Source organism: Microbacterium sp. UBA1612 (assembly GCF_002321605.1).
GTDB classification, from domain to species: Bacteria; Actinomycetota; Actinomycetes; order Actinomycetales; family Microbacteriaceae; genus Microbacterium; species Microbacterium luteum.
Window position 1 is genome coordinate 180,374 of sequence record NZ_DCMW01000006.1, and the last position, 18,519, is coordinate 198,892.

Below are 18,519 nucleotides of genomic sequence, written 5' to 3' on the forward strand. Positions count from 1 at the left end.
CCCGCGGGCGGGTCGCCCGCGTCAGAAGAGCATGGCGGGGGCGTCGGGGGTCGTGCGGCGCGCAGCCACGCGCCCCCGCGAGGTGACGACGATCGGCGGAGGCGATGCGGCCAGGCCGGGCACCGGCATCCGTCGATCCGGCCGGTCGTCTTCGACCGTGCCGCTCAGCCCGTGTGCGCGCAGCAGCGGCTGCACGCGCTTGGCGAGCCATGAGCGATAGCCCTTCGGCGCGTACGCGGACACCCCCGGATAGAGCCCCAGGTACGACGACACCAGCTCCGGGTGGTCGCGCTCGAGCCAGGACATGAACCACGCCTTCGCGCCCGGACGCAGATGCAGGGCGCCGTAGACGACGCGAGCGGCCCCGGCCTCTTTGATGCGCCGCAGCGCGTCGTCGAGCGCGGCGATGGAGTCGGTGAGGTGCGGCAGGATCGGCATCAGGAAGACAGTCACATCGAAGCCCGCGTCGGTCGCGGCGCGCACGGTGTCGAGTCGGGCAGCGGCGGTGGGCGTTCCCGGCTCCACCGCCTTCTGGAGATGGTCGTCGAACACGGCGATCGACATGGCGAGGGTCACTCTCACCTCACGAGAAGCTTCCGCGAGCATCGGCAGGTCGCGCCGCAGCATCGTGCCCTTGGTGAGGATCGAGAACGGGGTGCCGGAATCGGCGAGGGCTGACACGATGCCCGGCATGAGGCGGTAGCGGCCCTCGGCTCGCTGGTAGGGATCGGTGTTGGTGCCCAGCATCACCGGGTCGTGGTGCCAGTTGCCGCGGGCGAGCTCGCGGCGGAGCACCTCTGCGACGTTCACCTTGACGACCACCTGGGTGTCGAAGTCGCGTCCGGCGTCGAGGTCGAGATACTCATGGGTTCCGCGGGCGAAGCAGTACGAGCAGGCATGACTGCAGCCCCGGTACGGGTTGACGGTCCAGTCGAAGGGCATCGACGAGCCGCCCGGAACGTGGTTCAACGCGGACTTCGCCATGACCTCGTGGAACGTGACGCCCGAGAACTCGGGCGTTGTGACGGACTGCACGAGTCCGTCGAGGTGCTCCAGACCCGGCAGTGCCGCCGTGTCGGCCACTCCGAGTTCCTGTCCCCGCCAACGCATGTGTCCATGGGAACAAAGCTTCGAACAGATGTCAACCATCTGACGGCAAGAATCGAAGGGTGGCGGGGTCGCGGGTCATGACGTCGAGATCGTGCACGTGATGAACGACAATGAGGAGGTGGCGGACCCCGACCCGCCCGAATCTCCGGGCGCACCCCTCACTCGTCGCGCATTGCGCGAGAGAGCGGTGGCCTCGCGCGCCGAGGCAGGTGCGCCGGGCGACGGCACCGGCGTCGTCGCCGGATCGTCTCCGGCACATGCCCGTCGCCGACGGGCAGGGCGCATCGCGACCGTCTTCGCCGTCGTGGGCACGGCCGCCCTCGTGTTCGGCTCCGCCGTCGCGGTGACCGCTGCCGTGACGGCCCCGCCGCTCGTAGACGCACCGGCGAGTGTCGCGAACGGCGACCTGGACGTCTCGGTGCAGGGGGCGCAGAGCGAGCCGCTCCCGCCGGTGACGGAGTCGCTGCCGTCTCCGGTCGTCGCTCCCGAAGTCACCGGCGACGACATCTGCGCCTCCGCCGACCTCACCGCGGCCCTCGATGCCCGCGACACCGCCGCGGCTGTGGCCGCCGCCGGCGGGGCCGAGTCATTCCGCTCGGCCGTCGCAGCCGGCACGGCGCCCTGCGTGCACCTCGACGACCCGACGTTCGAGTGGGTCGTGGTCAACAAGTCCCGGCCGTACGACCCGGTGGACTATCGTCCCGCCGACCTCGTCGCGCCCGACGGTGTGCGCAACATCCCGGGCACCGCGCTGCGTTCTGCGGTCTCTTCCGCCCTGTCGGCGCTCGTCGCGGACGCCGCAGCCGATGGAGCGGGCGAGATCGCACTCCTCAGCGGCTTCCGCTCCTACGACACCCAGGTCGACACCTACTCGTCGCACGTCAACGAGCGCGGCACGGACGGCGCCGACGAGATCAGCGCCCGCCCCGGACACAGCGAGCACCAGGCGGGGCTCGCCGCCGACGTGGTGGCGTGCGGTGCCGGCGGATGCGGGGGCCTCGACGATCTGGCCGGCACGGCTCAGGGCGACTGGGTCGCCGAGCATGCGTGGGAGTACGGCTTCATCGTGCGATACGAGGAGGGCTTCACGGGCGTGACCGGGTATGTGCCCGAGCCCTGGCATCTTCGGTACGTCGGGACCGACCTCGCCCGGCACTATCACGAGGGCGGCTGGCACACCCTCGAGAGCTTCTTCGGCCTCCCTGCCGCGCCCGACTACGACAGTTGACGGCATCCGACAAGTCGCGACACCGAGTGCCGGGGATCGAGGGACCCGATCTCACAGCGCTCGCGCTCCGCTGCCGACGTCGGAACTAGGATGACGCCCGGGGAGACCCGCACCTGCAGCCACTCGAGGAGGAGATCCGCATGGAACGCGACATCTACGACGAGGATCACGAGGCCTTCCGCGACGTCGTCAAGGAATTCATCAAGCGCCACGTCACCAACGATGTGCGCGAGAGGTGGGACGCCGAGGGCGAGGTCGACCGCGGGACGATGCTCGCCGCGGGTGAGGCGGGATTGATCGGCCTGTCCGTGCCGGAGGAGTTCGGCGGGGCGGGCATGCTGCAGGACTACCGCTTCCGCGCGATCGTGAACGAAGAGGTCATCGCCGCCGGGGCGGGGTCGCTCGCGGGGGCGTTCGGCATCCAGGATGACCTGGCGGTGCCGTACCTGGTGCACATGGGCACGCAGGAGCAGAAGGAGAAGTACCTGCCACGCATGGCCACCGGGGAGATCATCGGTGCGCTCGCGATGACCGAGCCCGGCGCGGGGAGCGACCTGCGCGGCATCTCGACGACGGCGAAGAAGGTCGACGGCGGCTACGTCGTCAACGGGGCGAAGACCTTCATCTCGTCGGGGGCGAGCGCCGACCTCGTCGTCACATTCGTGAAGACCGGCGAGGGAAACCGTCCCGACGCGTTCAGCCTGCTCCTGATCGAGACCGCCTCCGAGGGGTTCGACCACGGCAAGAAGCTGGACAAGATGGGCTTCCACGGTCACGACACCGCGGAGCTGTCGTTCTCGGATGTGTTCGTGCCCGAGGAGAACCTCATCAGCGGCCGCGAGGGGCAGGGCTTCGTGCAGCTGATGATGAACCTGCCGCTGGAGCGTCTGTCGATCGGGGTCGCGGCTGCTGCGGCGGCGGGCGCCGCGCTCGATTGGACGGTCGCGTACACGAAGGAGCGCGAGGCCTTCGGCCAGCGGGTCATCGACTTCCAGAACACGCGCTTCCAGCTCGCCGACATCGCCGCGACGGTGGACGCACTGTGGGCGTACGTCGACCGTGCCATGCGCGCCTACGGCGAGGGCAAGCTTTCGGCCGAAGAGGCGGCGAAGGTGAAGTTCTGGACGACCGAGCGCGAGTGGGATGTGCTCGACACGTGCGTGCAGCTGCACGGCGGATACGGCTACATCACCGAGTACCCCATCGCCCGCGCCTTCCTCGACGCCCGCGTGCACCGCATCTACGGCGGCACGAACGAGATCATGCGCGAGATCGTCGGCCGTCAGCTCGCCGGCAAGAAGTAACCCGTGCTCCGCAGTCACCTTCTGCGGGTCCACCCGGCCGGGTACCCGCAGAAGGTGACTGCGGAACGGGGATGAGGCGCGGTCGGTAGGCTCGCAGGATGAGCGCACCCGGGTCTGACGACGGGCGCCCCGGCGGACGAGGCAGCTACGCGAAGGGCATCGCGCGGCGGCAGGAGATCCTCGACCGCGCGATCGAGGTCTTCGCCGAGCGCGGATCCAAGCGCACGAGCCTGCGCGCGATCGCGAGCGAGGTCGGCGTCACGCACGCCGCGCTGACCCACTACTTCGGTTCGCTCGACGAGCTCCTGGTGGCGGTGTACGTGGAGTCGGGACGCCGCTCCGACGCGCACGATGAGCCCGCCGAGGAGTCGACGCCCGCCGCGACCATGCGCCGCTCCGCGCAGCAGAACCGGAGCATTCCCGGCCTCGTGCAGCTGTACTCGTCGCTGGTCGCGGCGGCGCTCGAAGACGGGCACCCCGCTCCGCAGGAGTTCATCACCACACGATTCGCGCGACTGCGCCGCGAGATGGCGCTGCGGGTGTCGCGTCTGCAGGACGACGGCGTCATCCGCCCCGATGTCGATCCCGCCCTCGTCGCGGCCCTCGTGATCGCCGCATCGGACGGCCTGCAGGTGCAGTGGCTCCTCGACCCCGACGTGGATCACGAGGGCGCGCTGGCGATGCTCGACACGCTCCTGTCGCCGCGCGGCGCCTGAGCGGTCGCCTCAGAGGGTCGCGACGAACGGGTCGAAGTCGTCCGAAAGCAGCGGAACGGGCGCGACCGAGCTGGAGACCGCCTCGGTCACGCCCGACTCCGCGGACTCCTGAGCCGACAGCAGCACATCCAGCACGTGCAAGCCGAGCTCTCCCGAGGCCACGTGGGGGCGGCCCGCGGCGATGGCGCGCACCATGTCCAGCGCCCCGAGGCCGCGTCCGACGGTGAGATCGGGGTGGGGGATGTCGATCCACTCCTGTTCCGTCTTCATCCCGTCGCGCAGCACACCGAGGGGCTCGACGTACGCGATGCGCCCCTCGAACCGGTTCGGGTCGGGAAGGACGATCGAGCCCTCGGTGCCGTGGATCTCGACGACGCCGTGACGCTCGAGGGCGGAGTCGAAGCTCAGCAGGCTCTGCGCCTGCTGTCCCGACGCGAACGCGGTCGCGATCTGAATCGTCGAGGGCACCTCGACGGGGAATCGCTCGCCCGCGCGCGGTCCGGTGTGGATCTCGCGCTCCGCACGGGCCTTCGTGCCGACGGCCGAGACCCGGTCGACGGAGCCGAACAGGCTCACCAGGGCCGAGAAGTAGTAGGGACCCATGTCGAGCAGCGGGCCCGCGCCGTGGGCGAACAGGAAGCCCGGGTTCGGATGCCACAGGTCGGGGCCCTGCGTCTGGAAGGCGGTCTGGGCGAAGAGCGGCCGACCGATCAGGCCCTCCTCGATGGCGCGGCGAGCGGCCTGGAATCCCGGGCCGAGCAGGGTGTCGGGGGCCGACCCCACGCGCACGCCCGCGGCCTCGGCCTCCTGCAGCAGCAGCGCGGCGGCCTCCCGGTCCAGCCCCAGCGGCTTCTCGGACCAGACATGCTTGCCGGCAGCCACGGCGGCGCGGGAGATGTCGACGTGTACGGCGGGGATCGTGAGGTTCACCACGAGGTCCACGCCGCGATGCGCGAGCACGTCTTCGGCGCTCCCGTGCCCCGGGATGCCGTACTTCTCGGCCTGCGCGCGGGCGCGCTCGAGATCCAGGTCGCCGAGGATCAGCACCTCGGTGTCGGGGAAGGCGCCCAGATTCTCGAGGTAGGTGTCGCTGATGACGCCGACCCCGATGATGCCGATGCCGACCGCGCTCATCGGACGAACCCGCCCTCGGTGAGGAACGCGAGGCTGGCGGCGATGTCGTCGAACACGTCGCCGGGTGCGTGGTCGTACTCGATGACGGCGTACTCCAGGCCGTGCGCGGCGCGCAGCGCGTCGGCGAGGGGAACGTCGGCCGTGCCGGCGTGACGCTGATCCAGGCTTGACGACGCGAACTCCGGCGCGCCGGGCGCCCAGGGGTTGGATGCGGGGACGACGCCGTCCTTCACGTGCACCGCGACGAGGCGCTCGCCGAGGCGGTCGACGAGCGAGACGATGTCCTGCCCGCCGGTGAGGGCCCAGAACAGATCGAGTTCGAGCGCGACCCGGGGGTCGGTCTGTGCGACGAAGTACTCGTAGGCGCTCTGCCCGTCGATGTCTGCCACGAACTCCTGTGCGTGGTTGTGGTAGCCGACCGAGAGGCCGAATCCCGCGGCGGTGTCGGCGAGAGCGTTGAGGCGGTCGGCGATGTCGGTGACGCCGTCGCGGGTGCGCCAGCGGTCAGCGGCGACGAACGGGTCGATGACGGTCTTCACGCCGATCGTGGCTGCCGCTTCGAAGACCACCTCGGGTGCGGGAGTCGGGATCGAGCCGTCCGGCGTCCAGAGCTCGTCGGACAGCAGCGGAGCGTGACCCGTGGGAGAGGCGAGCCCCGACGCGTCGAGGGCGGCGCGGACCTCAGCGGGTCGGCGCACGAAGTCGAAAGCCTCGACGTTCCGCAGTCCGAGGGCGGCCAACCGGTCGAGCGAGCCTCCCATGTCGGCGGAGAACTGCTCGGCGAGCGTATAGAGCTGAATCGAGGCGAGCGGCAGGGCCACGGTGACCGTCCTTTCCGTCACCGGGCGGTGTCGACGACGGTGACGACGATGAGGATAACAGAAAAACCTCCATCCGGAGGTTTCTGATCGACCGGTCACCGTGCCGACGGGCGATGGGCGGAACATGAGACGATTCCCGCGATGGACAGCGATACCCGTGGCGAGCTGCACCGCCTCCGCGCGCGAGCCTACGGGCACGCCGCCGACATCCACGATGATCCGGTCGCACTCGCCCGGCTGCAGGAGCTCGAGGAGCTTCACGCGAGTTCCTCGCCGATGCATGAGTCCGAGATCGATTCTGAACCCGTGCCTGAGCGGGATGCCGCCGTGTCCCGCGGTGCGGAGACCGCGGCCGCCGTCGTACCGCCGTCGACGGGAGCGGCCGATGACCGGGGCGAGCTCTCCGAGGCGTCGGAACCGGAGCAGCGGGCACGCACACGGCGCGACCGGCGTCGACCGCGAACGCCGCGCCGGGATCGCCTGATCTGGGCGGCATCCGTTCTCATCGCCGGGAGCGCGTCGGCGGCGATCACCTACGGAGCGGTCGCGATCACTCCGGTGCCGGTCTCATCCGGAGCCCCGCAGATCGACGATCTCGAACCGGCCGACGTCGCACTGCCCGCCGGTTGGATGGGCGCGGGGCCGAGTTCGGCGGTGTTCGAGTTCTCCGGACTGACGGCGTTCGAGACGGCGAGCGGCATGGGATGGAGCAGCGGGACCGGCGAGTGCCTGATGATCGTGCGCGACGACCAGATCCCCGCCGACGACGAGGCCGACGGCGGGTCGTACTCCTTCGAGGGGCCGGTGTACTCGGGGTGCCGCGTCGGCGTGTTCCCGGCGACCGTCGAGGTCCCCCTCGATTCGAACGCGCCGGAGGAGCTCGCCGCACGGTTCCCCGACGGTGTCGCCCTGCAGTTCGTGCTTGACGAGGATCGGCTGGGCGTCTACCTCGACGGCGAATGAACCCGCTTGCGACGTCTCAGTGCTGCCCGGCGGGACCCGCGCCGCGGCCCATGCCGCGCGATGCCAGGCCGCGCCGGCGCGCGAGCTTCGCGACTCCCGCCTTGCGCAGGCGGTCGCCGATGACGACCCCCAGGCCCGCGCCGATCAGACACGAGGCCATCGTCAGGGCGAAGAACGCGATCTGCAGGCCCGGTGCCAGCGACCCGAGGTCGAACGACGCCCAGGACAGCAGCGGGTACACGATGCCGACGACGACCGCGCCGGCGAGGTACTGCCACGTCTTCCAGGATCGGTAGAGCACGGCGAGGAACGGCAGCTCGATGAAGAACGCCCACCACAGGCTCGCGCCGAGGAACGGGAAGGCGACGAGCCCCGACAGCAGCCCGACCAGGATCGCGGTTCCCGGGCGCTCGAGCAGGCGCATGCCGACCGCCGCCGGCAGCAGCCACAGCCCGGCGCCGGCCACCGAGAAGAAGGGCGCCACGGCGAAGACGGCGCTCGAGATCCATCCGGCACCCCACAGCAGCACGCCGCCGGCGACCCCGATCGCCGCGCAGGTGAGCAGGTAGACGGTCGAGACGCGGCTCATTCGTGCGCTTCCGCTGCCGACGCGAGCTGCGCCTTGGGGGTGGGTGAGGATGCGCCGACGCGCCAGTATCCGCAGAAGCTCACGAGATCCTTGTCGAGGCCGCGGTCACCGACCAGATGCCGGCGCGCATCGGTCGGCAGCGCCTGCTCGCCGACGACGTATGCGTGGAACGGCGCAGCGAGGTCGCTCTCGGGCAGCGTGCGCAGGGCCGACAGGGCGAGGGTGCCCGGCTTCTCGTCGCCCTCGCGCACGATCCACCGCACGTCTATGCCGGCCGGATGCGGGAACGACAGCGCATCGTCCTCGCCCGGGATCTCGATGAGCGCGATCCCGGTCGCGTGGGCGGGCAACGACGCGCACACGCCGGCGACGGCGGGAAGCCCCGTCTCGTCGGCGGCCAGCAGCACGCGCTCCGTGCCGCGCTCGGGGTTGAAGGCGAGGCCCTCGTCGATGATCACCACGCTCTCGCCCGGCTCGCAGGTCTCCGCCCACCGTGAAGCGGGTCCGGCGGTGCCGTCGGCCGCCGAGCCGTGCAGCACGAAGTCGACGTCGATCTCGGCGCCTGCCGTCGCGGTCGCCGCACGATAGGCGCGCACGGTGTAGTTGCGCATGACCGGGCGCATACCGTCGGGAATCCGCAGGTAACGCAGATACCCGAACAGCTTGTTGGCCTTGGCGGGGATGCGCTCCAGGCCGTCGTTGCCGCCGAGCGGCAGGAAGATGCGGAACCACTGGTCGTAGCCCATCGGCGTGAACCGGTCGATCTCGGCACCACCGAGCGTCACGCGCACCCAGTGCGGCGAGAGCCGCGCGGTGCGCAGCACGGTGAGGCGGATGAGGTCCTGCGAGGCGGGCTTGACGAGGCGGCCGGCGCGGGCCATGGAATGCTCCGTTCGGTCGGGGCGCTCAGGCGAGCGTCCAGGGCGAGGTGGTGGCGAACACGGCGGTGGACACCGCGAGGAAGGCGAGCACGAAGACGATGTCGCGGGCGCGGAACGGCACGAGATGCCGCTCGGTGCGATCCGGATACGCGCCGAAGGCGCGGGCATCCATCGCCAGAGCGACCCGCTCGGCGTGCCGGATGGCCCCCGCCAGAAGCGGCACGATGTAGCCCGCCCAGCGGTGCACGGCGGCGATCGGCCCGCGGCCGCCGTGGCTGCCCCGCACGCGATGCGCCTGGCGTATGATCTCCAGTTCGTAGCCGAACCGCGGCACGAAGCGGAACGCGGCCAGCGCGGTGTATCCGATGCGATACGGCACCCGGAGCTGCTGCACGCCCGCACGCACGAGATCCGGGCCCGTCGTCGAGAGGCCGACGATCAGCGCGAGGGAAACGATCGCGGCGACCCGGGCGCCGGTGGCCAGTCCCACCAGCATCGCGCCGCCGTACATCGTCCAGCCGCCGATCTGCCACAGGACCACGCTCTGATCCACGCCCGACGCGTCGGTCCAGATCGCGAACCCGACGCCCATCACGAGCGCCGCGACCGGAACGAGCACGAGGAGTGCGACCAGCCGCCGCGTGAACCGCACGCCGATCAGCAACACGATCGCGGTGAGGGCCACGAACGCCAGCGGGGTGGCGAGATCGCGCACGAAGACGAGCAGCACCATCGCCGGCACGGGTGCCAGGAGCTTCGCGAGCGGATTGATGCCGTAGAGGAACCGCACCGGCGACGCGGGGCGAAGCGCGGCGTACGGGTCGACCTGCACCGCACCGGTCTGCGCCTGCGGGATCGTGAGCGGCTCGGTCACCTCTCACCCCCGGGCAGGTCGGCAAGCCGGGCCACCCCGGCGAGGTCCGGGTGCGACGCGAGGCCGTGGAGGGCGCGACGCAGCGGCGGCATCCGGAGCCCGGTGCGCTCGAGGAGCGCGTCGTCGGCGAACACGTCGGCGGTGGCGCCGTCGGCGGCGATGCGGCCGGCGTCGACGACGACCATCCGTTCGGCGTGCTCAGCGACCAGCTGCATGTCGTGCGTCACGACGAGGATCGTCGTGCCGTCCGCGCGCAGCTCGGCGAGCAGGCGCAGCAGCTCGTCCGCACGGGCGCGGTCCTGGCCGAAGGTGGGCTCGTCGAGGGCGAGCACGGGGGCACCGCCGATGAGCGCCGTGCCCACCGACAGGCGCCGCTTCTGTCCGCCCGAGAGCAGGAACGGATGCGCATCCGCTCGCTCGCTCAATCCGAACCGGGCGAGCATCTCGTCGACGCGTTCCCGAACCGCCGCTTCGTCCACGCCCGTTCGGCGCAGGCCGTGCGCGAGCTCGTCGTAGACGGTGTGGGCGATGAACTGGTGCTCGGGGTTCTGGAACACGAACCCGATCCGGGAGGACAGCCGCCGCGGGTCGACGCGCGCGATGTCGGCGCCGTCGACGCTCACCGATCGGCGGGGCGGGCGGATGACGCCGGCGATCGCCTGCACGAGCGTGGTCTTGCCGGCGCCGTTCGCGCCGACGATCGCGACGAACTCGCCGCGTCGCACCTCCAGGTCGACGCCGTGGAGCACGTCGGTGCGGCCGCGTCGCACCTCGAGGCCGCGCACGCGCACCACCGGATCCCCCGTGGCGCGCGTCGCGGCGGGAGCGGATGCCTCGCGCGGCGCGGCGACCGGCGGGGTCGCCTCGAGGGCATCGCGAAGTTCCGCGGGCGTCAGGGGAAGGGGGGCGAGCGCGTAGCCCGCGCGGCGCAGGCGCAGCGCCGCGAGCGCGGAATGGGGGAGCCACACCCCGAGGCGGTGCAGCTCGTCGGCGCGGCGGCGCAGCACGTCGTCGACGTGACCGTCAGCGAGGAGGCGCCCTGCCGCATCCAGCACCACGACGCGATCGACGAAGCCGATGGCGGCGTCGAGGTTGTGCTCGACCAGCACGATCGCCCGGTCGCCGGCCGCGACGAGGTCGCCGAGGGCCGCGTAGACCTCGTCGATGCCGCGCGGATCGAGGTTCGCGGTGGGTTCGTCGAGCACGAGCAGCGGCGAGCCCATCGCCAGCGCGCACGCGATCGCCAGGCGCTGACGTCCGCCGCCGGAGAGCCGGTCGGGGTTCTCCCGGCGCCGGTCCCACAGGCCGACGCGGCGCAGGGCCGCCTCCGCGCGGGCGAGCACCTCGGCGACCGGGAGCTTCAGGTTCTCGGGTCCGAACGCCACCTCGTCGAGGAGTGTTCCGGTGACCAGCTGCGCATCCGGGTCCTGGAACACCATGCCCACCCGCGTGCTGAGCGCGGCCACCGTGGTCGCGGAGGTGTCGACCCCCTCGATGCGCACGGTGCCGTCGACGCTTGCCGGCAGCGCGTGCGGGATGAGGCCGTTCAGCGCCAGCGCGAGGGTCGACTTTCCCGACCCGCTCGGACCGAGCAGCAGCACGACCTCGCCCGGGGACACGTCGAACGTGACCGACGCCGGCGTCGCGACGCGCGCCTCGTCGTGCGTGATCGCGACCTCGTCCAGGTGCGCGAGCGGCTGGCCGACGACCTGTCGGACCGCCGGCGCGGCGGACCGGTCGCTGTCGGCACGGACCACGGGCATCCCCTTCGGGATTCGGGACGTCTTCGACCGCTGCACGGCGAAGTGAGGTCTTCCTAACTTAGCTCACCCTCATCCCATCCCGCTGGGTGCCGGCCGGGCTGGCTCGCGCGAGCGGCCCGTCCCGCGCGAGCGGCCGTCGCGCGCGAGCGGCCGTCGCGCGTTCCCGACGTCGGAGATTCGGCCCGATGTCGGAGAGATCTGCCCGAATCCTCCGACATCGGCGCGATTCTCCGACATCGGCGGGGCTGGATGCAGGTGGCCGGGTGGGGTGCGGGTCGGGTGCGGGCTGGGGCTGGATGCAGGTGCCGGGCGGCGTGAGGGAGGGGCAGGTCAGGGGGTGGGGTGGTCGTGGCGGCGGCGTGGCACGCGAGTGGGCACCGACTCCGCCGCGAGCGGGTCGGTGGATGCGCGCTGCCGCGCCCAGCGGTGATACCGGCGGATGAACGGCACCGACGTGAGGGCGTGAAGGGTGATGCTGAGCGCGATCGTGGTCACGATCGTCGGGATGACGACCTCGTCGTCGGGGACCCCCTCGCCGATCGCGATGAGGAGGAACACGAGCGAGGCGAGCCCGCGGGGTCCGAACCAGCCGATGAAGGCCACCGTGGGCAGTCCGACATGCCGGCCGGCGAGCGCGAGGGCGACCGGCAGCATCCGCACGACCGTCAGACTGAGCACCGCGTACAGCGCCACCTGCCAGGTGATCAACGGGAGCGCCAGTGTGACCGCGACGGCTCCGAAGATCACCCAGGTCGCCGCGGCGAGGAGGTCGCCGGCGCTCTCGGTGAACACGCCGACCTCGGTGCGGGGCGATCCGACGATGCGCCCGAAGGTGAGGCCGCCCACGAACGCCGCGATGAAGCCGCTGCCCCCGAGCGCTTCGGCGATCGCGAGCGCGAGGATGGCGGCGACCAGCGGCAGGATCTGCCGCCACCGGCCGTCGATCCACCCCTTGGCCGAGGCGAGGCGGAACAGCGCCCCGCCCGCGACGCCCGCGATCACGCCCGCGAGAAGTCCCCATCCGATCTGCTCGGCGATGCTCACCGCGACGGCGGACGGGATGCTCGACTCCAGCTCGGCGTTGGCCACCGACACCGCGACGAGGAACAGGGGCACGGCGATCCCGTCGTTCAGTCCGCTCTCCACGTCGAGTGCCTGACGCACCCGGGGCGGGACTGCGCTGTCCTCCACCACGCGCTGGCCGAGCGCGGCATCCGTCGGCGCCAGCATCACGGCGATCATGACCACCGAGATCACCGCGATCTGCGGGAAGAGCGCGAGGCCCACGCCGATGCCGGCGAGCACGGTCAGCGGCAGGCCGACCAGGAGCAGGCGGCTCGGCCACTCGAGCTGGCGGCGCAGCGCCCGCAGGTCGATGCGCATCGCGTCGCTGAACAGCAGCAGCACGAGCGCGATCTCGGCGACGCGTTCGGCCCCGGACGGATCGATGTCCAGATCGAAGGCCGAGGGCAGGGTGAGCCCGGTGACGACCCCGGCGGCAGCCAGGAACAGAGCCGCCGTCACGCCGCGCTTCTGCAGCGGCCCCGACAGCGCGCTCCACACGGCCAGGGCCACGAGCACGACGAGCACGGCGATCACCCTCGGACGCTATCGGACCTCGCGGCGCCCGGCCGGCCGCCCCCGCCGACGTCGGAGAATCACGCCGGTGTCGGAGGATTTCGGGCAGATTCTCCGACATCGGGCCGATTCTCCGACCTCCCGGGGTGCGGATGCGCGGGGCCGGCTGGCGAGTGAGGGTGCGGATGCGCGGGGCGAGGGAAGGGAGGGGGGCGTCAGCGGCGGCGGGCGGTGCGGCCGACGCCGGCGCGGCGGAGGGCCTCGCCGATCGCGACGGCAACGGCCGTCCAGGCGACCGGGCCGACGATGAACATCGCGATGTAGACCACCTGGGCCCACGGGGCGAAACGGCCGAGGTCGGCGACCAGCGCGATCGGCACGGCGAGCACGACGCCGACGATGACGGCCGAGACGAAGTAGCGCCACCTCTCCCAGTGGCGGTACCGCCCGATCGCGGCGATGAGCTCCTGCAGCCCCCCGATGAGGATCGCGGTGCCGATGTAGCGCCCGATCCATGGCGGCACGAACGCGCTTGCGACGAGGGCGGCGAGCACGTGGGAGATCAGCGCGACCCAGGGCATCCGCAGCAGCACCTGGGCGATCACGCCGGGCAGCACGTGCACGCCGAGGACGAGTCCGTAGAGCACCGGCACGGCGGCCGACACGAGTCCGCTGACCGCTCCGGCGCCGGCCGAGACGGCACCGGTCGCGACGCCGATCGCGGCGCAGGTGAGCAGAACGCTCGTCGAGATGCCGGATCGGGGGGACACATGCCCAGCGTAGACCTCTCCTCTCATCGGTTTCTCACGCGACGACCGTTCCCTGGGAGGGAACTGTGAGTTACGTTTGTGCGCACTGCGCGCCGACGATGCCGCGCAGTCCTTCCCATCCCTTCCCCGTTGGGAGCTCACTGCATGAGCCGAAACACCCTGAGAGCGGCCGCGGTCATCACCGTCGCCGCCCTTCTCACCGGAACCACCGTCACGACCGCCTTCGGCGCGACCGGATCGGAGGAGGTGAGTCCGCCCACCCCGATCGACTCGCCGACCGGCACCTACATCGTGCTGCTCGAAGAGGATCCCGTCGCCACCTATGACGGGGGCGAGCCGGGACTGCGCGCCACCACGCCCGCAGACGGCGAGAAGCTCGACACGCAGTCGGCCGAGGTGAAGGAGTACGCCGGCTACCTGCAGGAGCGGCAGCAGGATGTCGCGGCCGAGACCGGCGTCAGCCCCGAAGCGACCTACCAGATCACCCTCAACGGGTTCAGCGCCAAGATGTCGCCGCAGGAGGCCGCGAAGGTCGCCGGTGCCAAGGGCGTCGTCGGGGTGTATCCGGACGAGATCCGCCACCCCGTCGCGGTGCCGTCGACGGAGTTCCTCGGTCTCGAGGGGGCCGGTGGCGTGTGGGAGTCGCTCGGGGGAACGGATGCCGCCGGCGAAGGCGTCGTGGTCGGTGTCGTCGACACCGGCATCGCCCCGGAGCACCCGTCGTTCGCGGGTGAGCCGCTGAGCGCGACACCGGGCGACGAGCCCTACCTCGACGGCGACGACGTCGTGTTCGCCAAGGCCAACGGCGACGAGTTCCGCGCCACGCGGGTGACCGGTCAGGACTGGGGCGTCGAGGACTACTCCACGAAACTCATCGGTGCGCAGTACTTCTCCACCGGTGCCGCGAGCGCCGGATTCGACTTCGGCTCCGACTACCTGTCGCCGCGCGACGGCGACGGCCACGGGTCGCACACGGCGAGCACCGCCGCCGGCAACGCCGGCGTCGACGCCTCGATCGAGGGCATCGACTTCGGTGCCGTCTCGGGTGTCGCGCCGGCCGCGAAGGTCGCGGCGTACAAGGCGTGCTACGTCGGGCCCGACCCGCTGGTCACGACCGACGACATCTGTGCGCTGAGCGACCTGCTCGACGCGATCGACACCGCCGTGAACGACGGCGTCGACGTCATCAACTACTCCATCGGAGGTGGCGCGGCCACCACGACGTGGTCACCCGACGACCAGGTGTTCTTCAACGCCGCCGTCGCCGGGGTGTTCGTCTCGGCGAGCGCCGGAAACTCCGGTCCCGACGCGTCGACCGCCGACCACGCCGCCCCCTGGTACACGACGGTCGCCGCGTCGACCATCCCGACCTGGGAGGGCACGGTCTCGCTGCCCAACGGCTTCCTCGAAGCCGGCGCGTCGGTGACGGTGCCCTTCGGCGAGTCGCTCACCGCCCCCGTCGTCTACGCCGGAGACATCCCGGCGGAGGGGGTCTCCGCCGCCGACGCGGCGCTGTGCTACCTCGACTCTCTCGACCCCGAAGCGGCCGCCGGCGCCATCGTGGTGTGCGACCGCGGCGTCATCGCCCGCGTCGAGAAGTCGCAGGCGGTCGCCGAGGCGGGCGGTGTCGGATCGATCCTGGTGAACGTCACGCCGGCATCCCTCGACAACGACTTCCATTCCGTGCCCACGGTGCACCTGCCCGACACCGTGCGGGAGCCGCTGCTGGACTACGTGCGCAACACCCCCGACGCCGAGGCCACTCTCATCGGGGAGAACACCACGGGCGAGGAGACGCCGGTGCCGCAGATCGCAGGATTCTCGAGCCGCGGACCGATGCTCGCCGACGGCAGCGACGTCATCAAGCCCGACATCGCGGCCCCCGGTGTGGCGATCCTCGCCGCCACCCAGAACGGTGCGACCGAGGACCCGACCTTCGGCATCCTCTCGGGAACGTCGATGGCCGCCCCGCACGTGGCCGGCCTCGCCGCGCTCTACCTGACCGCCAACCCCGGTGCGACACCCGACGAGGTCAAGTCGGCGATGATGACCACGGCGTCGAACACCGTGAACGCCGACGGCTCGGCTAACCTCGATCCCTTCGCGCAGGGCGCCGGTCAGGTGGAACCGACCGACTTCCTCGACCCGGGCGTGCTCTACCTGAACGGCCCGGTCGACTGGGCGGGCTTCGTCGAGGGCACCGGCAACTGGGACTTCGGCGGCATCGATCCGATCGACCCGAGCGACTTGAATCTCGCGTCGCTCGCGATCGGGACGCTGTCCAAGGAGCAGACGGTCACCCGCACGCTCACGGCCACGCGTCCGGGCACCTACACCGTCGAGGCCTCGATCCCCGGGGTCGACGTGTCGGTCTCGCCCGCGAGCCTCACCTTCGGCGCCGCCGGCGAGCAGCAGTCGTTCGAGGTGACGATCAGCAACGCTGACGCTCCGGTGGAGCAGTGGGCGACGGGCTTCATGACGTGGACCGGCGATGACGGCACGACGGCGCGCTCGCCGCTGGCCGTGCGTCCGGTCACCGCCGATGCCCCCGCCGAGGTCTCCGGCACGGGCATCGCCGGATCCACCGAGGTCACCATCGACTCGGGCGTCTCCGGCGAGCTGCCGCTGAACCTGTCCGGCCTTGCTCCGGTCGAGCTGCTCACCGACCCGGCCAACCCGGTCGAGGGCCACACCGGAGACGAGAACTCCGGCGACGCCGACGGCAACGTGTTCTGGTTCGCGGATGTGGCCGAGGGCACATCCCTCGCCCAGTGGACGCTCGACTCGTCCGACGACGCCGGGAGCGACCTCGACCTCATCGTGTACCGCGTGGTCAGTCGGGAGGACACCCGCTACTACGAGCAGTTCGTCTCGGCGACCGCGTCGGCCGACGAGCAGGTCAGCCTCATCGCGCCCACCGCCGGAACGTACCTGATCGTGGCCAACATGTACTCGATCACCCAGCCCCTCACGTGGGACCTCACACAGGCGCTGGTCACTCCGGAGGGCGAGGGTTCGCTCACCGCGACACCGAACCCGCTGCCGGTGACCCGCGGCGAGCAGGCGACGTACGCACTGTCGTGGACGGGACTGCAGGCTGAGACGTCGTACCTCGGCGTGGTGCAGTACGGCGAGTCGCAGGTGCGCACGATCGTGTCGGTGGATGCCGGGGCGGCCGCCCCGGAGGCCGTCACGGCGCCCGAGATCACGGGTACCGCGAAGGTCGGACGCACCCTCGAGGTGACGCCGGGCGAGTGGGACCCCGCCGACGTCGAGCTGACGTACCAGTGGCTGCGAGACGGCACGGCGATCGAGGGGGCGACATCCACGACCTACACGGTGACGCGCGACGACGTCGGCACGGCGCTGTCGGCGCGGGTGACGGCCACCGCCGAGGGTAACGCCAACGCGGGCACCGCGCTCAGCAACGAGGTGTTCGTGAAGGTGGGCTCCGACACCGAGGTGTCGATGAACCGCTACATCGGCACGTCGAAGCACGACTACACCGTGACGGTGGAGGTCACGGTCGATGACGGGTCGGTCGCCGACGGCACGGTGGAGGTGTGGGTCGGTTCCACGAAGCTGACCGGCACGCTCGCCGACGGTGCCGTCAGCTTCGACCTGCCGAAGCAGAAGAAGGGCATCAAGGTCGTGATCGCCACGTACACCGGCAGCGACACCGTCGCCCGCTCGGTCGGGGTGAGCGGCTTCCTCGTGCTCCGCTGACGCTGTCGACGAAGCGTCCGGGCCGAGCGTGGTCCGGGCGCTTCGTCGTCTCCGGAGGTCAGAGGCGCCGGCGGCGGCGGGTGAGCCGCACCTTCGGCAGCGGCGGGGCGGGGATGCGCTCGTCGCCGTGGCCGACGACCTCGCCGAAGCGCTCGCCGTGGGCCTCCCACGCATCGCGGGCCTCGACGATCTCGTCATGACTGCGGCCGACGAAGTTCCACCACATGACGATCTCGTCCTCGAACGGGGCACCCCCGATGAGGAACAGCCGCGCCCCCGCCGCAGAGGCGACGCGCACGTGATCGCGCCGGGTGCCGAGGTAGAGCATCCGCTTGTCGTCGAGCGCGACCGTGTCGGCACCGTCGATGCGCGCGGGGGAGACGTGCACGCTCGCGTCGCCGTCGACCGCGATGAGCGCGTGCTCCCACGCCGCCTCGAGGGGGATGCGCACGGTCGCCCCGGCGGGGATATGCAGTTCGGCGCCGACGATCGGCGTGTAGACGGATGCGGGCGAGGCGACATCGCCGAGGCGTCCGAGCACGACCGTCGCCTCGCCGTCGTCTCCGGTCTCGGCCGCCAGCGGCAGCGTCGGCAGATCCTCGTGACGCTCGAACGCGGGAGCACCGTGGCGACGCGACTCGGGGAGGGCGACCCACAGCTGCAGGGCATCGAGGTCGACGGCGTCGTCGCCGTGCGAGTACTCCGAATGGGCGATGCCGGCGCCGCTGGTCATGAGGTTCAAGGCGCCGCGACGCACCATCACGTCGCTGCCGACGGTGTCGCGGTGGCGCACCTCTCCGACGAACGGCCACGTCACGGTCTGAAGCCCGATGTGCGGATGCGGCTCGACGCGCATCCGCGTGCGCTGCGGCCCGAAGCGGTCGAGGAAGCACCAGGCGCCGACCAGTGGCAGTTCCCGCTGCGGCAGCGCCCGGAAGACGGCCATCGCGCGGACCCCGCCCAGCGGCACCTCGCGCGAGGTCATCACGACGGCGCGCGGCCCGTCGCACTCCGCGGCGCTCTCGGCGACGACCTCGCCGGCATCGTCCAGACGCGTCATGG

The 18,519-nt window shown here is 71.4% G+C and carries 15 protein-coding genes; 5 read left to right on the forward strand and 10 right to left on the reverse strand.

The features are described 5' to 3' along the window. Window positions 1–21: 21 nt before the first annotated feature. Window positions 22–1,110, reverse strand: a complete 1,089-nt coding sequence (locus B3S45_RS04040) for an Rv2578c family radical SAM protein (protein ID WP_286717526.1) — start codon at window positions 1,108–1,110, stop codon at window positions 22–24. 100 nt (window positions 1,111–1,210) lie between these two features. Here B3S45_RS04040 and B3S45_RS04045 point away from each other — a divergent pair, with 100 nt between their 5' ends. The 3 genes from B3S45_RS04045 to B3S45_RS04055 all read left to right on the forward strand — a co-directional run bounded on the left by B3S45_RS04045 (window position 1,211) and on the right by B3S45_RS04055 (window position 4,358). Then, window positions 1,211–2,338 (forward strand): M15 family metallopeptidase, encoded by a 1,128-nt coding sequence (locus B3S45_RS04045; protein WP_286717527.1) that lies wholly within the window; start codon window positions 1,211–1,213, stop codon window positions 2,336–2,338. Between the two features lie 140 nt (window positions 2,339–2,478). Then, window positions 2,479–3,642, forward strand: coding sequence for an acyl-CoA dehydrogenase family protein (locus tag B3S45_RS04050; RefSeq protein ID WP_286717528.1), 1,164 nt, complete (start codon window positions 2,479–2,481; stop codon window positions 3,640–3,642). A gap of 98 nt (window positions 3,643–3,740) precedes the next feature. Beyond that, window positions 3,741–4,358, forward strand: a complete 618-nt coding sequence (locus B3S45_RS04055; protein ID WP_286717529.1) for a TetR/AcrR family transcriptional regulator — start codon at window positions 3,741–3,743, stop codon at window positions 4,356–4,358. A gap of 9 nt (window positions 4,359–4,367) precedes the next feature. Here B3S45_RS04055 and B3S45_RS04060 read toward each other — a convergent pair whose 3' ends face one another. Both B3S45_RS04060 and B3S45_RS04065 read right to left on the reverse strand, forming a co-directional pair. Beyond that, entirely contained in the window at window positions 4,368–5,492 is a 1,125-nt protein-coding gene (locus B3S45_RS04060; protein ID WP_194384336.1) for a Gfo/Idh/MocA family protein, read from the reverse strand. Then, complete coding sequence (locus B3S45_RS04065; protein ID WP_194384337.1) at window positions 5,489–6,313, reverse strand: sugar phosphate isomerase/epimerase family protein; 825 nt, start codon at window positions 6,311–6,313, stop codon at window positions 5,489–5,491. Before B3S45_RS04065 ends, B3S45_RS04060 begins: the two co-directional genes overlap by 4 nt. 141 nt (window positions 6,314–6,454) lie before the next feature. Between B3S45_RS04065 and B3S45_RS04070 the strand changes: the two genes are divergently transcribed. Then, window positions 6,455–7,276 carry a hypothetical protein gene (locus B3S45_RS04070; protein ID WP_194384338.1) on the forward strand — a complete coding sequence of 274 codons (822 nt, stop codon included), beginning with the start codon at window positions 6,455–6,457 and terminating at the stop codon, window positions 7,274–7,276. Between the two features lie 16 nt (window positions 7,277–7,292). Here B3S45_RS04070 and B3S45_RS04075 read toward each other — a convergent pair whose 3' ends face one another. The 6 genes from B3S45_RS04075 to B3S45_RS04100 all read right to left on the reverse strand — a co-directional run bounded on the left by B3S45_RS04075 (window position 7,293) and on the right by B3S45_RS04100 (window position 13,731). Next, a complete protein-coding gene (locus B3S45_RS04075) occupies window positions 7,293–7,865 on the reverse strand; it encodes an ECF transporter S component (RefSeq protein WP_194384339.1) in 573 nt (190 codons plus the stop codon). Beyond that, the gene (locus tag B3S45_RS04080; RefSeq protein WP_194384340.1) at window positions 7,862–8,746 is read right to left on the reverse strand and encodes a siderophore-interacting protein; all 885 of its coding nucleotides are present in this window, start codon (window positions 8,744–8,746) and stop codon (window positions 7,862–7,864) included. Before B3S45_RS04080 ends, B3S45_RS04075 begins: the two co-directional genes overlap by 4 nt. 25 nt (window positions 8,747–8,771) lie before the next feature. Continuing rightward, window positions 8,772–9,620: an energy-coupling factor transporter transmembrane component T gene (locus tag B3S45_RS04085; protein WP_390178590.1), complete on the reverse strand. Its 849-nt coding sequence runs from the start codon at window positions 9,618–9,620 to the stop codon at window positions 8,772–8,774. Further along, window positions 9,617–11,383: an ABC transporter ATP-binding protein gene (locus B3S45_RS04090; RefSeq protein WP_083336657.1), complete on the reverse strand. Its 1,767-nt coding sequence runs from the start codon at window positions 11,381–11,383 to the stop codon at window positions 9,617–9,619. The genes B3S45_RS04085 and B3S45_RS04090 overlap by 4 nt, the downstream gene beginning before the upstream one ends. 330 nt (window positions 11,384–11,713) lie before the next feature. Next, a complete protein-coding gene (locus B3S45_RS04095; RefSeq protein ID WP_286717532.1) occupies window positions 11,714–12,982 on the reverse strand; it encodes a cation:proton antiporter in 1,269 nt (422 codons plus the stop codon). A 194-nt stretch (window positions 12,983–13,176) separates the two neighbouring features. Beyond that, window positions 13,177–13,731 carry an ECF transporter S component gene (locus B3S45_RS04100; protein WP_071045840.1) on the reverse strand — a complete coding sequence of 185 codons (555 nt, stop codon included), beginning with the start codon at window positions 13,729–13,731 and terminating at the stop codon, window positions 13,177–13,179. Window positions 13,732–13,875: 144 nt separating this feature from the next. On the opposite strand from B3S45_RS04100, the gene B3S45_RS04105 reads away from it, so the two are divergent. After that, a complete protein-coding gene (locus tag B3S45_RS04105) occupies window positions 13,876–17,457 on the forward strand; it encodes a S8 family serine peptidase (RefSeq protein WP_286717534.1) in 3,582 nt (1,193 codons plus the stop codon). 58 nt (window positions 17,458–17,515) lie between these two features. Here the strand turns inward: B3S45_RS04105 and B3S45_RS04110 are convergent, their stop codons facing one another. After that, window positions 17,516–18,517: a pirin family protein gene (locus B3S45_RS04110; RefSeq protein ID WP_286717536.1), complete on the reverse strand. Its 1,002-nt coding sequence runs from the start codon at window positions 18,515–18,517 to the stop codon at window positions 17,516–17,518. Between the last annotated feature and the right edge of the window lie 2 nt (window positions 18,518–18,519).